Raw genomic sequence first — 13,810 nt, forward strand, 5'->3', positions numbered from 1 at the left:
TGGGAGGGCGCTTTCGCGAGCAAGCCCGCTCCCACATTGGATCTGCGGCGTTTAAACAATTTATGTCTGGCACAAATTCAAATGTGGGAGCGGGCTTGCTCGCGAATCTTGAAGACGCTGCGGTCTATCAGTCCCGCTCACACCCCTTCAACACCAACCGAATAATCGTCTGCGCCGCCGCCTCATAATCCGCTTCATCCAACTTCGCCTTCCCGGTCACCGCCGAAATCTGCCAGTCAAAATCCGCATACGTCTGCGTCGCCGCCCAAATGCTGAACATCAGGTGATGCGGATCAATCGGCGCAATCAGCCCACGGTCCACCCAGCTCTGGATGCAGTCGATGTTGTGCTTGGCCTGGGCATTCAGCTGTTCCACCTGCTCGGGGCTTAAATGCGGGGCGCCGTGCATGATCTCACTGGCAAACACTTTCGAGGCAAACGGCAAATCCCGGGAGATGCAGATCTTCGAGCGGATGTACCCGCTCAGCACGGCCGAAGGGTCGCCATCAGGATTGAACGGTGTGGAGGCCGCCAGGATCGGCTCGATAATGCTTTCGAGCACCTCGCGATAGAGGTTGTCCTTGGACTTGAAGTAGTAGTAGACGTTGGGCTTGGGCAGCCCGGCCTTGGCGGCGATGTCGCTGGTTTTGGTCGCGGCGAAGCCCTTGTCGGCAAACTCCTCACTGGCAGCCCGCAGGATCAGTTCTTTGTTGCGCTCGCGAATGGTGCTCATAGACCAGGAGGTTCCTTGCCAAGACAGGCGGTCTGGCATGGTAGCACCGGCTTTGCGCAGGGCTCAAGAATCCCGCCGCAGCCCTTGCATGGCGGGGCGCCCAGCTGACTTTGTCTGTCTTGATGCTGAACGCATTCACGGTCGTACAGGCACAGCTCGAGCGCGCTGCTAGAGTTCAGGCAGCGAGCGGCCATTTAGCCTGGCCACCGCTTCCTGTTTTCGGCGTTCGAGAGAGAAACCCGTGGAGAAAAGCAGACGACGTACGTTCGCCTGGGCCGTTGGCACGTTGTTACTGGTAGCATTGTTGATTGCCCTGGGTTTGCACTTCTTTGCAGGCGGGCACAAAGGCCGGCCTCCCGCCACCGGCGAACCGGTGGCCGTGGTGCCGGTGGTGTTGCAGGACGTGCCGGTGTATATCGACGCCCTCGGCACCGTCACCCCCACCCGCAGTGTGACCGTGGTCACCCAGGTCGATGGCATCCTCAGCAGCGTGGAATTCAAGGAGGGCCAGCACGTCAGCAAGGGCCAGGTGATTGCGCGGATCGATGACCGCGCCCTCAAGGCCCAACTGGCCGTGGCCAAGGGTACCCTGGCCCACGACCAGGCTGTGTTGAGCAATGCCCAGCGCGATCTGGTGCGCTACCGCGAACTGGTCAAGGCCGGTTCTACCAGCCAGCAAACCGTCGACACCCAGGCGTCCTTGGTCCAGCAACAACTGGGCACCGTGGCCGCCGACCAGGGCAATGTGCAGAACCTTGAAGTGCAGGTCGGCTACTGCACCATCACCTCGCCGGTCGACGGTGTGGTGGGCCTGCGCCTGGTCGACCCCGGCAACTACGTCACCACCACCAGCACCACCGGCATCGTGGTGATTACCCAGATGAACCCGGCCACCGTGGTGTTCGCGGTCCCCGAGGACGACTTGGGCGCTATCAACCAGGCCCTGGGCCGTGGCGCCGTGACGGTGCTGGCCTACGACCGCAACAAGAAAGCCCTGCTGGCCACCGGCAGCCTGTTGGCCCTGGACAACCAGGTAGACACCTCCACCGGCACCATCAAGGTCAAGGCGCAGTTCGATGATTCGGGCAGTGCGCTGTTCCCCAACCAGTTCGTCAATGCGCGCCTGAAGGCCGACACCCTGGCCCAGGTTGCCGTGGTGCCCACCCGGGCGATCCAGCATGGCAGCAAGGGCGATTTCGTGTTCGTGGTGAATGGCGACAAGGCCAGCCTGCGCAACATCAAGACCGGCCCATCGATGGGCGATGTGTCGGCGGTGCTCGAAAACGGGGTCAAGCCAGGCGAGCAGGTGATCACCGAAGGCGCCGACAAACTGGATGACGGCTCGGCCGTGAAGGTCGTCGCCCAGTGAGGAGCTGCCGAGCATGAACATTTCGCGGCCCTTTATCGAACGTCCCGTCGCCACCACCTTGATGATGGTCGCGGTGCTGTTGCTGGGCATGTTGGGGTATCACCTGTTGTCGGTGTCGGCGTTGCCTGAAGTCGACTACCCGACCATCCAGGTCTTCACCCAATACCCCGGCGCCAGCCCGGACGTGGTCAGCTCCTCGATCACCGCGCCGCTGGAGCGCCAGCTCGGCGAGATGCCGGGCCTCAAGTCGATGAACTCCACCAGCTCCGACGGCGCTTCGGTGGTGACCCTGCAATTCGACCTGTCGCTGTCCCTGGACGTGGCAGAGCAGGAAGTGCAGGCCGCGATCAACGCCGCCGGCACCTTCCTGCCGGCCAACCTGCCGTACCCACCGGTATACAGCAAGGTCAATCCGGCGGATGCGCCGGTGCTGACCCTGTCCCTGACCTCCGATGTGTTGCCGCTGACCAAGGTCGAGGACCTGGCGGATACACGGCTGGCGCAGAAGATCTCGCAGATCACCGGCGTCGGCCTGGTGACCATCAGCGGCGGTCAGCGCCCGGCGGTGCGGGTCGAGGCGAATACCTCAGCGCTCAATAGCCTCGGCCTGTCCATTGATGACCTGCGCACCTCCCTCGGCACGGCCAACGTCAACCAGGCCAAGGGCAATATCGACGGCAAGTTCCAGGCGTATTCGATTGGTGCCAACGACCAGCTGCAATCGGCCGAGGAATACCGCGACCTGGTGATCGCCTATAAAAATGGCGCGCCGATTCGCCTGTCGCAGATCGCCAGTTCCTCCCAGGGCCCGGAGAACCCGCGCCAGGCTGCGTGGACCAACAGCACGCCGTCGATTGTGCTGAACATCCAGCGCCAGCCAGGCGCCAATGTGATCCAGGTGGTCGACCGCGTGCAGCAATTGCTGCCCAAGCTGCGGGCCAGTTTGCCGGGTACCTTGAAGGTCGATGTGCTGACCGACCGCACGCAAACCATCCGCGCCTCGGTCACCGATGTGCAGTACGAACTGGCGGTGGCGGTGCTGCTGGTGGTGATCGTGATTTTCATTTTCCTGCGCGACGTTGCGGCGACGGTTATTCCGGCAGTCACCGTGCCGCTGACGCTGGTGGGCACCCTGGCGGTGGCTTATGCGCTGGGCTTCTCCCTGAACAACCTGACACTGATGGCGCTGACTATCGCCATCGGGTTCGTGGTGGACGACGCCATCGTGATGATCGAAAACATCACGCGCTATATCGAGGCGGGCGACTCGCCGCTGGAGGCGGCGCTCAAGGGGTCGGAGCAAATCGGCTTCACGATTATTTCGCTGTCGATTGCGCTGATTGCAGTGATGATCCCGCTGCTGTTCATGGGCGATGTGGTCGGCCGGCTGTTCCGCGAATTCGCCATGACCGTGGCCGTGACCATCGTTATCTCGGCGTTCATCTCCCTGACCCTCACGCCGATGATGTGCGCGCGGATGCTCAAGAATAAGCACCAGGAACGCCGCGCGGATTTCTTCGACCGCATCAACACCCACTACGTGCGTGGCCTTGACTGGGTGTTGGCGCACCGCACCTTGACCCTGATCTCGATAGCGCTCACCGCCGCGCTGACCCTGATGATTCTGGTGATCATGCCCAAGGGCTTTTTCCCCGACCAGGACACCGGGCTGATCCAGGGTATTTCCCAGGCGGCGCCGACGGTTTCATTCCAGCAGATGCAGACCGAACAACAGCGCCTGGCCGCGCGAATCCTCAAGGACCCGGCGGTGCAAAGCCTGTCGTCCTTCGTCGGGATCGACCAGACCAACCCGACCATCAACCAGGGCAACCTGCTGATCAACCTCAAGCCCCGCGGCGAGCGCGATAGTGCCACCGAGGTGATCCGCCGGCTCTCCGATGCCAACGCCAACGCCGACGACGCCGGGATCCGCCTGTACCTGCACTCGGTACAGGACCTGACCCTCGACGCCACGGTGTCCACCACCAGCTACCGCCTGGGCCTGCAAGCCACCGATCCGGACGAGCTGGAAACGTGGACCAACAAGCTGCTGGCGGCGATCAAGCAAGACCCGATGTTCACCGACGTGCAAAGCCAGGCGATGCAATTCGGCAATCAGATCCAGCTGACCTTTGACCGCGCCACCGCCTCGCGACTCGGTATCACGCCCCAGGCGATTGACGATGTGCTGTATGACGCCTTCGGCCAGCGCCAGGTCTCGACGATCTACACCCAGCTCAACCAGTACCACGTGGTGATCGCCACCGACCATCCGCCGCGCAACTTGCCGGACCTGCTCACCGGGTTGTACGTGGACATTCCCGGTGGCGGTGTGGCGCCGCTGTCGAGCATGGCGACCCTGCAGGTGGTGCGGGCGCCCGTCACCATCAACCGGCTGGGCCAGTTTCCGTATGCCGACGTTTCGTTCAACCTAGCGCCCGGCCAGACCCTTGGCGCGGCGGTGACGCGGCTCAAGGACATCGAGGCCAAGGTCGGCTTGCCGCTGTCGGTGCAGGCCAACCTGGAAGGCGCGGCGGCGACGTTCGAACAGTCGCTGTCCAACCAGGTATTCCTGGTGGTGGCGGCGATTGTGGTGGTGTACCTGATGCTGGGGATTCTGTACGAAAGCTTCGTGCACCCGGTGACGATCCTTTCGACGCTGCTCTCGGCAGCACTCGGGGCCTTGCTGGCGCTGCTGGTGACGGGCACGCAGTTCGACATCATCGGCCTGATCGGCATTGTGTTGCTGATCGGTATCGTGATGAAAAACGGCATCATGATGGTCGACTTTGCCCTGGAGTTGTTACGCGAGGGCGGCCTGAGCCCCACGGCCGCGATCCGCCAGGCGGCAGAGTTGCGGTTCCGGCCGATCCTGATGACCAGCATGGCGTCGCTGTTCGGCGCGGTGCCGCTGGCGCTCGGTACGGGGATTGGTTCGGAGCTGCGTCACCCGCTGGGCATCGCGATTATCGGCGGGTTGTTGCTCAGTCAGTTGCTGACGCTGTTTTCCACGCCGGTGATCTTCCTCGCCATGCACGGCCTGGGGCAGCGCTTCAGCCGCCGCCCGGCTGAAGCGGTCTGATGGCAATGAACCTCAGCGCGCCGTTTGTTCGCCGCCCGATTGCAACCACCTTGATGGCGGCCGGCCTCGCGCTGTTTGGCGCGCTGGCCTTCATGCTGTTGCCGGTGGCGCCGTTGCCGGAGGTGGATTTCCCCACCATCAGCGTCAGCGCCTCGTTGCCCGGCGCCGATCCGACCACCGTCGCCAGTTCAGTGGCCACGCCCCTGGAGCGCCAGTTCGGGCAGATTGCCGGGGTCACGCAGATGACCTCGTCCAGCAGCTTGGGCTCGGCGCGGATCATTTTGCAGTTCGACCTGAATCGCGACATCGACGGCGCCGCGCGGGATGTGCAGGCGGCGATCAATGCCGCCCGCAGCAACCTGCCCAGCGACCTGTCCGGCAACCCGACGTACCGCAAGGTCAACCCGGCGGATTCGCCGATTCTGATCATCAGCCTGACCTCCGACAGCGCCACGCCGGGGCAGATGTATGACGTGGCCTCGACCCTGTTGGAGCAGAAGTTGTTGCAGACCACCGGGGTCGGTGACGTGACGGTGGGCGGCGGCGCGCTGCCGGCGGTGCGGGTGGAATTGAACCCCGATCGGCTCAACCAGTACGGCGTCAGCCTGGAGCAGGTGCGCCAGGTGATCAACGCCTCCAACGTCAACTTGCCCAAGGGCAACGTGGCCATCGGCGACCGTAACTACGGCATTGCGGCGAATGACCAGTTGCTCGATGAAAAGGACTACGGGCCGCTGGTGGTCAAGGCCCACAACGGCGACCTGATCCATATCGCCGACCTGGGCTACGTGCGCGAAGACGTGCAGGACCTGCGCAACTTCGGCCTGTCCAACGGCAAGCCGGCGGTATTGCTGGTGGTGTTCAAGCAGCCGGGCGCCAATGTGATCGAGACGGTGGACGCGGTGAAGGCCTCGCTGCCGTTCCTGCAAAGCTCGATTCCGGCGACGATCAAGCTCAACCTGCTGATGGACCGCACCACCACCATTCGCGCCTCGTTGCATGACGTCGAGATCACGTTGCTGGTGTCGATCCTGCTGGTGACCCTGGTGACCTTCGGCTTCTTCCGCGACTGGCGCAGCACCCTGGTGCCGGCGATTGTGGTGCCGCTGTCGCTGCTCGGCACCTTCGGCGCGATGTACTTCCTCGGCTACAGCCTGAACAACCTGTCACTCATGGCGCTGACGATTTCCACCGGCTTTGTGGTGGACGATGCGATTGTGGTGGTGGAAAACATCATGCGCCACCTGGAGCGCGGCAAGACCCGGGTGGAAGCGGCGCTGGCCGGTGCCCAGGAAGTCGGCTTCACGGTACTGACCATCAGCGTGTCGCTGGTGGCGGTGTTTATTCCGCTGCTGCTGATGGGCGGGATTGTCGGGCGGCTGTTCCGCGAGTTTTCGGTGTCGTTGTCGGTGGCCATCGTGATCTCGATGCTGATCTCGCTGACGGTTACACCGATGCTCGCCAGCGTGCTGCTGCGCGCGCCGAAAGAGATTCATGAAGGCAATGAACACCCGGATTCGCGCTTTCACCGCTTCTACGATCGCACCCTCGGTTGGGTGATCGACCATACGGTGCTGATGGGTTTTGTGACGGTGTTGGTGATCGTGCTCGCCGGCGTGTTGTACGTGCTGGTGCCCAAGGGTTTTTTCCCCCAGGAAGATACCGGGCGCTTGCAGGGCAGCATCCTGGCGAACCAGAGCATTTCCTATGGGGCGATGCAGAAGGACTTCACCGAGATCAACCGCAAGGTGATGAAAAACCCGAACGTCGAAACCGTCGCCGGGTTTGTCGGCGGTGGCGGAGGGGGCGGCGGGGCGGTCAACAGCGCGCAGATGTTTGTATTGCTCAAGCCCCTGGGCGAGCGCAAGGACAACGCCACCGAAATCATCGGCCAGATCCGCCGCAGCCTCGGCGACTTGCCGGGCACCAAGCTGTATTTGCAGTCGGCCCAGGACATCACCGTGGGTGGCCGGCAAAGTGGCGCGCAATACCAATACACCCTGACCGCCGATGACCAGGAGTCGCTGGACGAATGGGTGCCCAAGGTGGTGGCGGTGCTGCGCAAATTGCCGCAACTCACCGACCTCAATACCGACCAGCAAGACAACAGCTTGCTGGCCAATGTGCAAATCAACCGGGACACGGCGGCGCGCCTCGGGGTGAGTGTCTCGGCGGTCGACCAGACGCTGTACGACGCCTTTGGCCAGCGCCAGGTCGCGACTCTGTATCGCGCGGCTAACCAGTACCACGTGGTGATGGAAATCGCGCCGGAATACTGGACCGACCCTTCCGCGCTCAAGGGCATTTATGTGCCGACGGGCACCCAGGCCACGACCACCAAGGGCACCACGGCGGCGCCCAACCTGACCACCGGGCAGACCCTGGTGCCACTCTCGGCACTGGCGGATAACACGGTGGCGCGCACCGCAATTTCCATCAGTCACCAGGGCACGTTCCCGGCGGTGACAGTCTCGTTCAACCTGGCGCCCGGCACGTCCATCGGCCAGGCCACGGCGATGGTGGACGATGCGGTGAAGCAGCTGCGCATGCCCGCCAGTGTGGTCGGCCAGTTTGCCGGTACGGCCCAGGTGTTCCAGTCGTCGGTGGCCAGTGAGCCGCTGCTGATCGTCGCTGCGTTGCTGTGCGTGTATATCGTGCTGGGCATCCTCTACGAAAACCTGACGCACCCGCTGACCATTCTGTCGACCCTGCCCTCGGCCGGCGTCGGTGCGTTGATCGCCTTGCTGCTGACCGGCACCGAGCTGTCGATCATTGCGCTGGTGGGGGTGATTCTGTTGATTGGTATCGTGAAGAAAAACGCGATCATGATGATCGACTTCGCGATCACCGAGCGGCGGGAGTTCGGCCTCACGGCCAAGGAAGCGATTCGCCGGGCGTGCTTGATCCGTTTCCGGCCGATCATGATGACCACCCTGGCGGCGATCCTTGGCGCGCTGCCGCTGGTGCTCGGCACCGGTTATGGCTCTGAGTTGCGCCGGCCGTTGGGGATTTCGATTATTGGTGGCCTGCTGTTCAGCCAGGTGCTGACGCTGTACACCACCCCGGTGATCTACCTGTGGCTCGACCGGGCGTCACAGCGCCTGGGTCGGCGTAAGGAAGCAAGGTTATGAACGTGAAATACAGCGTGCTTTGCATCAGCCTGCTGCTCGGCGGCTGCATGGTCGGGCCCGATTACCAGAAGCCCGCCATGGAGCTGCCGCTGTCGTTCAAGGAAGGCGCGCAGTGGCAGCGCGCGGCGGCTAACCCCCAAGGGGCGATGGACAGTCAGTGGTGGCTGGCTTATCAGGATCCGGTACTGAACGATTTGGTGGCGCGCTCGGCCAAGGCCAACCAGTCGATCATCGCGGCGGAGGCGGCTTATCGTCTGGCCCAGGCGCAGGTGGCGTCCAGCCGGGCAGGGTTGTGGCCCACCGTTGGCGTAGGGTTGTCGGGTTCGCGGGGAACGGCGGGCAGCGGCAGCGGTACGTCGACTACCGGCACCACGACGGGCGGCGTCGCGAACAGCGTCAGCGCAACCTTGACCGCCAGTTGGGAGCCGGACCTGTGGGGCCTGGTGCGGCGCGGGATAGAGTCCAGCCAGGCGACGGCCCAGCAATCGGATGCGTTGCTGGCCGGGGTGCGGCTGTCCATCAGTTCCAGCGTGGCGAGTAACTACCTCGCCCTGCGGCAGATGGACATCGACGTGCGCCTGTTGCAGCAACAACAGAAGATCAACCAGCAACTGCTGGACATGATCCAGGTGCAGTTCACCCAGGGCGTCGCCACCAACGACCAGTTGCTGGTGGCTCAGGACCAGTTGACCACCTCGATTGCCGACTTGCAGACCTCCCTGCGCGACCGCGAGCAATACGAACACGCGCTGGCCGTGCTGGTGGGCGTGGCGCCGAGTGAATTCAGCGTGGCGGTGCGCAATGACTACAGCTTCGTGGTCCCGCGGCCACCGTTGACCTTGCCGTCTACCCTGCTGCAACGGCGTCCCGATGTGGTGGCGGCGGAGCGCTCGGCAGCGGCGGCCAACGCGAAAATCGGCGTGGCCGAAGCTGCGTTCTTCCCTACGCTGGATCTGACTGCCGAGGCCGGTTACCGCGGCAGTGCGTTGGGCGGGTTGTTCTCCCTGCCCAATCGCATCTGGACGTTGGGCCCGGCGCTGGCGGAAACCCTGTTTGACGGCGGCGCCCGCGAAGCGGCGGTCAAGCAGGCCGAGGCCAGCTATGACCAGATCGCCGCGACCTACAAGGGCACCGTGCTCAGCGCCTTGCAGAACGTTGAAGACAACCTGTCGGCAATCAACCACCTGCAAACCCAGGCCGATGCGTTCCAGCAGGTGTACCAGCGTAATCAGCAACTGTTCGGCAGCCAGGAAGCACAGTTGCGCGCCGGCACCGTGAGCCAGGAGGCCGTGCTGACCCAGCAACTGGTGTTGCTGCAAGCCGAGCAGAATCTTCGCGACACCCAGGGCCAGCTCAGCCAGGGCAGTGTGGCGCTGATCCAGAGCCTTGGCGGGGGCTGGCAAACGCCTGCGCGCTGAACGGCTCGCTAACCCGGTGTGCGCCGCGTTATTCTCGGCGCACTTTGAATCACGGAAGCCTGAGCCATGGCAGGAAGCAGTTTGCTGGTATTGATCGACGACATCGCCGCGGTGCTCGATGATGTGGCGTTGATGACCAAGATGGCCGCGAAGAAAACCGCCGGCGTGTTGGGGGATGACCTGGCGTTGAATGCCCAGCAAGTCTCCGGGGTGCGCGCCGAGCGGGAAATCCCGGTGGTGTGGGCGGTGGCCAAGGGCTCGTTCGTCAACAAGCTGATTTTGGTGCCGGCTGCGTTGCTGATCAGCGCGTTTGCGCCGTGGGCGGTCACGCCGTTGTTGATGCTGGGCGGCGCTTACCTGTGTTTTGAAGGTTTCGAAAAACTCGCCCATAGCTTCTTCCACAAACGCACCGAAGAGCAGGCGCACCTGGTGGAAGCCGTGGCGGATCCGGCCACGGACCTGGTGGCCTTCGAGAAGGACAAGATCAAGGGCGCGATCCGTACCGACTTCATCCTCTCCGCCGAAATCATCGCCATCACCCTCGGTACCGTGGCCGATGCACCGCTGATGCAGCAAGTGATCGTGTTGTCGGGTATCGCCATCGTCATGACCATCGGCGTCTACGGCTTGGTGGCCGGTATCGTCAAACTCGATGACCTGGGCCTGTGGCTCACCCAGAAGCCCGGCCAGGCGGCGCGCAGCATCGGCGGGGCGATCCTGCGGGCGGCGCCGTACATGATGAAAAGCCTGTCGGTGATCGGTACGGCGGCGATGTTCATGGTCGGCGGTGGGATCCTGACCCACGGTGTGCCGGTGGTGCATCACTGGATCGAGACCGTGAGCCAGAGTACTGGCGGCCTGGCGTGGTTGATGCCGACGTTGCTCAATGCCGTGGCGGGGATCATTGCCGGGGCCGTGGTGTTGGCGGTGGTCAGCGTGGTGGGTAACCTCTGGAAGCGTGTGAGGGCATAGGCATTTGATCGAGCGACGGCAATTCAGCGGAGGCATGAAAGGCAAAAACCTCCGCTACCTGAATGAAAATCCCGGCGAGGCCCGTCAGACGGTGCGTGCGGGATTTGTGTTGCTCGAACATTTCTCGCTGCCGGCGTTTACCCAGGCGCTGGATACGCTGATCACCGCCAACCTGCTGCGGCCCGCTTCTTTTTCTACCTCGACCTTCGGCTTGCGGGAAGGCGAGGTGATCAGTGACCTGGGGCTGGTGATCCGGCCCGATGCGCGGCTTGAGTCTTCGGTGCTTAAAGAGTTGGACCTGTTGGTGATATGCGGTGGCTATCGCACTGAACTGAAGGCTGCGGAGGAGTTTATCCACCTGCTGAAAAGCGCCTCGGAGCAGGGTGTGAGCCTGGCCGGTTTGTGGAATGGTGCGTGGTTCCTGGGGCGTGCGGGGTTGCTGGGCGGCTACCGCTGCGCCGTGCACCCGGAACATCGCCCGGCCCTCGCTGATTTCTGCAAGGCGACGCAGGTCAGCAGCGAACCCTATGTGATTGATCGCGACCGGCTGACGGCGTCGAGCCCTTCCGGTGCATTTCATATGGCGCTGGACTGGATCAAGGGGCTGTACGGCAAAGCGCTGGTGGAGGGAATCGAGGACATCCTGGCGTTTGAGGAGTCGCGCTACCGGCGGGTGAAACCCACGGAAAACGTGTGCTTGAGCGCACCCCTGCGCGAGGTGGTCAACCTGATGGACGCCAACCTCGAAGAGCCTCTGGAGCTTGAGCAACTGGCCGTTTATGCGGGCCGTTCCCGACGCCAGTTGGAGCGTTTGTTCAAGGAGCAGCTTGGCACCACGCCCCAGCGTTATTACCTGGAACTGCGCATCACCGAGGCCCGTCGGCTGCTGCAACACACCGAGCTGTCCCAGGTGGACGTGCTGGTGGCCTGCGGGTTTGTCTCGCCGAGCCATTTCAGCAAGTGCTACAGCGCCTACTTTGGCTACAGGCCATCCAAGGAAAAGCGCCTGGTCAAATAGCCTGAGATTGGCATTCGCCACAAATATAGATACGATGCTAATCATTAGCTTGCTATCTATATGTAGGTTTAATGAAATCCTCCACCTTCCAGCTCCCTGATTTCTGGCAGGCGACGTTGACCCCGTCCCGTAGCGATCTGCTGTTTGCCTTGCGCAACATGATCGCCGGCGGGGTCGCGTTGTACCTGGCCTTCTGTTTTGACTTGCAGCAACCGCAATGGGCCCTGACCACCGTATTTATCGTGGGCCAGTCCACCAGCGGCATGGTCCTGGCCAAAGGCGCCTATCGGCTGGTGGGTACGTTTGTCGGGGCCATGGTTTCCATCGCGATGATCGGTGTATTTGGCCAGGCGCCGTTGTTGTTCCTGCTGTGCATGGCGCTGTGGCTGGCGTTCTGCACCACGGGGGCATCCTTGCTGCGCAATCATGCGTCCTATGGGTTTGTGCTGGCGGGTTACACCACGGCGATTATTGCGCTACCCGCTACGGCGGCACCGCTGGGAGTGTTCGATGAGGCGGTGGCACGCTGCCAGGAGATCAGCCTGGGGATTCTTTGTGCCTCCATCGCCAGTACGATTCTATGGCCGCGCCGGGTCGAGCAGGTGCTGGCGGTTCAGGCGCGCGCCGCCTGGCAGGCCGGGGTGCGGGCTGCCGCTTCGGAGCTGTTGGGTACCGACCAGCGTAAAGGCTTGCTCGAAGCATTGAGCCGCCTGGTGGCGGTGGACAGCCAGCGCGACCATGCCTGGTTTGAAGGGCCCAAGGGCCGGCGCCGCTCCCAGGCCTTGCGGGTGCTCAGCCGTGATCTGCTTAGCCTGCTGCGGGCGGCGCGGGGCGTGGCGCGCCAGCGGATGATGCTCGATGAAACGGCGGCGGTCGGGCCACTGATTGAAGCGGTGGCTTTGGCGTTGCAGCAGGAGCGCCTTGATGAGCTGCCCGGGTTGTCACAACGGCTTGGCCTGGCGTTGCAGGATCCGCAGCTTGGCCAGGAGGCGCACTTTTGCCTGGTGCAACTGGCGCAGGTGTTGCGCTTGATTGAGCTGGGTGCATTGACGCTGTCGGCGGTCGAGCAGGGCAGGGTGCCGCCCGGCGCACCGGGGGCGATGTCCTGGCACCGGGATATCGAGCAGGGGGTGCTTGGTGGGCTGCGCAGTGCGTTGGCGTTTCTGGCGGTCGCGGCGTTCTGGATCTTTACGGCATGGCCTTCGGGTTTGGGCGCGGTATCGATTTGTGGCGTGGTGTTGAGCCTGTTTGCAGCGCGGGAAAACCCGTCGGCTTCCAGCCTTAACTTCCTCAAGGGCATAGCGCTGTCGATCCCGGTGGCCGGTTTTGTGTGCTTCGTGCTGTTGCCCGGCTTCGATGGCTTTCCCTTGTTATGCCTGGCGTTGGGAGTGCCGCTGTTTTTCGCCTCGTTGTGCATGAGCCGCCTCAAGCTGGCGGCCACGGCCTCGGCGTTCTGCATCTTTTTCGTCAACAACGTAGGGCCCAGCAATGTGATGACCTATGACTTCGCCGCGTTCCTCAACAAGGCCATCGCGACGCTGGTGGGGGTCGGGATTGCCGTGGTGGTGTTTCGGCTGATCCAGCTCAATCCCGGCGAGCATCACTATCGGCGGATGTTCAAGGCTTCATTGTTCGACCTGGCGCAATTGACTTCCCGTCCCCTGGAGCAGGCTGAAAGCTGGTTTGGCGGGCGCATGGCGGACCGGCTGATTCGCTTGTCGCGCTACAGCGAAACCTTGCCTGCCGATCGCCGTGTCCACTGGGATAACGGATTGCTGGGGCTGGACCTGGGGGATGAGTTGCTGGAGTTGCGCGCCTGCCTGGCGGACAGCCGGGGTGCGTTGGCGATTGAGCGCGATCGCTATTTGCGGGCATTGGAGTCGGTGTTGGAGGAGGGTGGACCGAGCGTGGCGAATGAGTCGCTGATGGATGCGGCCAGCGTTGCGATGCTTGAAGCGCTTGAACAGCCTTCGGGATTGGCGGAGCAGGATCGGGAAATGGCCAGGGCGGCGGTGCTGCAACTGCGGTTTACGTGGCGTAAGTGGTGTCGGCGGGGGATGTAGGCGCTGGCAAGCCAGCGCCTACAC

Annotated in this window: 8 protein-coding genes; 7 read left to right on the forward strand and 1 reads right to left on the reverse strand. The window is 63.1% G+C overall.

All coding sequences use genetic code 11. From position 1 onward, the window contains the following. Positions 1-127: 127 nt before the first annotated feature. Entirely contained in the window at positions 128-733 is a 606-nt protein-coding gene (locus tag HX824_RS13685) for a TetR/AcrR family transcriptional regulator (protein WP_003210590.1), read from the reverse strand. Between the two features lie 241 nt (positions 734-974). Between HX824_RS13685 and HX824_RS13690 the strand changes: the two genes are divergently transcribed. From HX824_RS13690 to HX824_RS13720, 7 genes are all read left to right on the forward strand, one after another. Then, positions 975-2,102 carry an efflux RND transporter periplasmic adaptor subunit gene (locus tag HX824_RS13690; RefSeq protein ID WP_177054668.1) on the forward strand — a complete coding sequence of 376 codons (1,128 nt, stop codon included), beginning with the start codon at positions 975-977 and terminating at the stop codon, positions 2,100-2,102. Between the two features lie 13 nt (positions 2,103-2,115). Further along, positions 2,116-5,184 carry an efflux RND transporter permease subunit gene (locus HX824_RS13695; protein WP_177054669.1) on the forward strand — a complete coding sequence of 1,023 codons (3,069 nt, stop codon included), beginning with the start codon at positions 2,116-2,118 and terminating at the stop codon, positions 5,182-5,184. 5 nt (positions 5,185-5,189) lie between these two features. Beyond that, on the forward strand, positions 5,190-8,315 hold the full coding sequence (locus tag HX824_RS13700; RefSeq protein ID WP_177054685.1) for an efflux RND transporter permease subunit: 3,126 nt from the start codon (positions 5,190-5,192) through the stop codon (positions 8,313-8,315). After that, positions 8,312-9,733 (forward strand): efflux transporter outer membrane subunit, encoded by a 1,422-nt coding sequence (locus tag HX824_RS13705; protein ID WP_177054670.1) that lies wholly within the window; start codon positions 8,312-8,314, stop codon positions 9,731-9,733. The genes HX824_RS13700 and HX824_RS13705 overlap by 4 nt, the downstream gene beginning before the upstream one ends. 66 nt (positions 9,734-9,799) lie before the next feature. After that, positions 9,800-10,705, forward strand: a complete 906-nt coding sequence (locus tag HX824_RS13710; RefSeq protein WP_177008362.1) for a DUF808 domain-containing protein — start codon at positions 9,800-9,802, stop codon at positions 10,703-10,705. 34 nt (positions 10,706-10,739) lie between these two features. After that, on the forward strand, positions 10,740-11,723 hold the full coding sequence (locus HX824_RS13715; RefSeq protein WP_134327091.1) for a GlxA family transcriptional regulator: 984 nt from the start codon (positions 10,740-10,742) through the stop codon (positions 11,721-11,723). A 71-nt stretch (positions 11,724-11,794) separates the two neighbouring features. Further along, positions 11,795-13,786 (forward strand): FUSC family protein, encoded by a 1,992-nt coding sequence (locus tag HX824_RS13720; RefSeq protein WP_177054671.1) that lies wholly within the window; start codon positions 11,795-11,797, stop codon positions 13,784-13,786. Positions 13,787-13,810 lie beyond the last annotated feature (24 nt).

It is taken from the genome of Pseudomonas sp. D4002, from assembly GCF_013385665.1.
Classification (GTDB): Bacteria; Pseudomonadota; Gammaproteobacteria; order Pseudomonadales; family Pseudomonadaceae; genus Aquipseudomonas.

Excerpts from the sequence above, each read along its gene's own strand:
- HX824_RS13710 (WP_177008362.1), top strand. The coding sequence starts at position 9,800 with ATGGCAGGAAGCAGTTTGCTGGTATTGATCGACGACATCGCCGCGGTG.
- HX824_RS13715 (WP_134327091.1), top strand. The coding sequence starts at position 10,740 with ATGAAAGGCAAAAACCTCCGCTACCTGAATGAAAATCCCGGCGAGGCC.
- HX824_RS13695 (WP_177054669.1), top strand. The coding sequence starts at position 2,116 with ATGAACATTTCGCGGCCCTTTATCGAACGTCCCGTCGCCACCACCTTG.
- HX824_RS13705 (WP_177054670.1), top strand. The coding sequence starts at position 8,312 with ATGAACGTGAAATACAGCGTGCTTTGCATCAGCCTGCTGCTCGGCGGC.
- HX824_RS13700 (WP_177054685.1), top strand. The coding sequence starts at position 5,190 with ATGAACCTCAGCGCGCCGTTTGTTCGCCGCCCGATTGCAACCACCTTG.
- HX824_RS13720 (WP_177054671.1), top strand. The coding sequence starts at position 11,795 with ATGAAATCCTCCACCTTCCAGCTCCCTGATTTCTGGCAGGCGACGTTG.
- HX824_RS13685 (WP_003210590.1), bottom strand. The coding sequence starts at position 733 with ATGAGCACCATTCGCGAGCGCAACAAAGAACTGATCCTGCGGGCTGCC.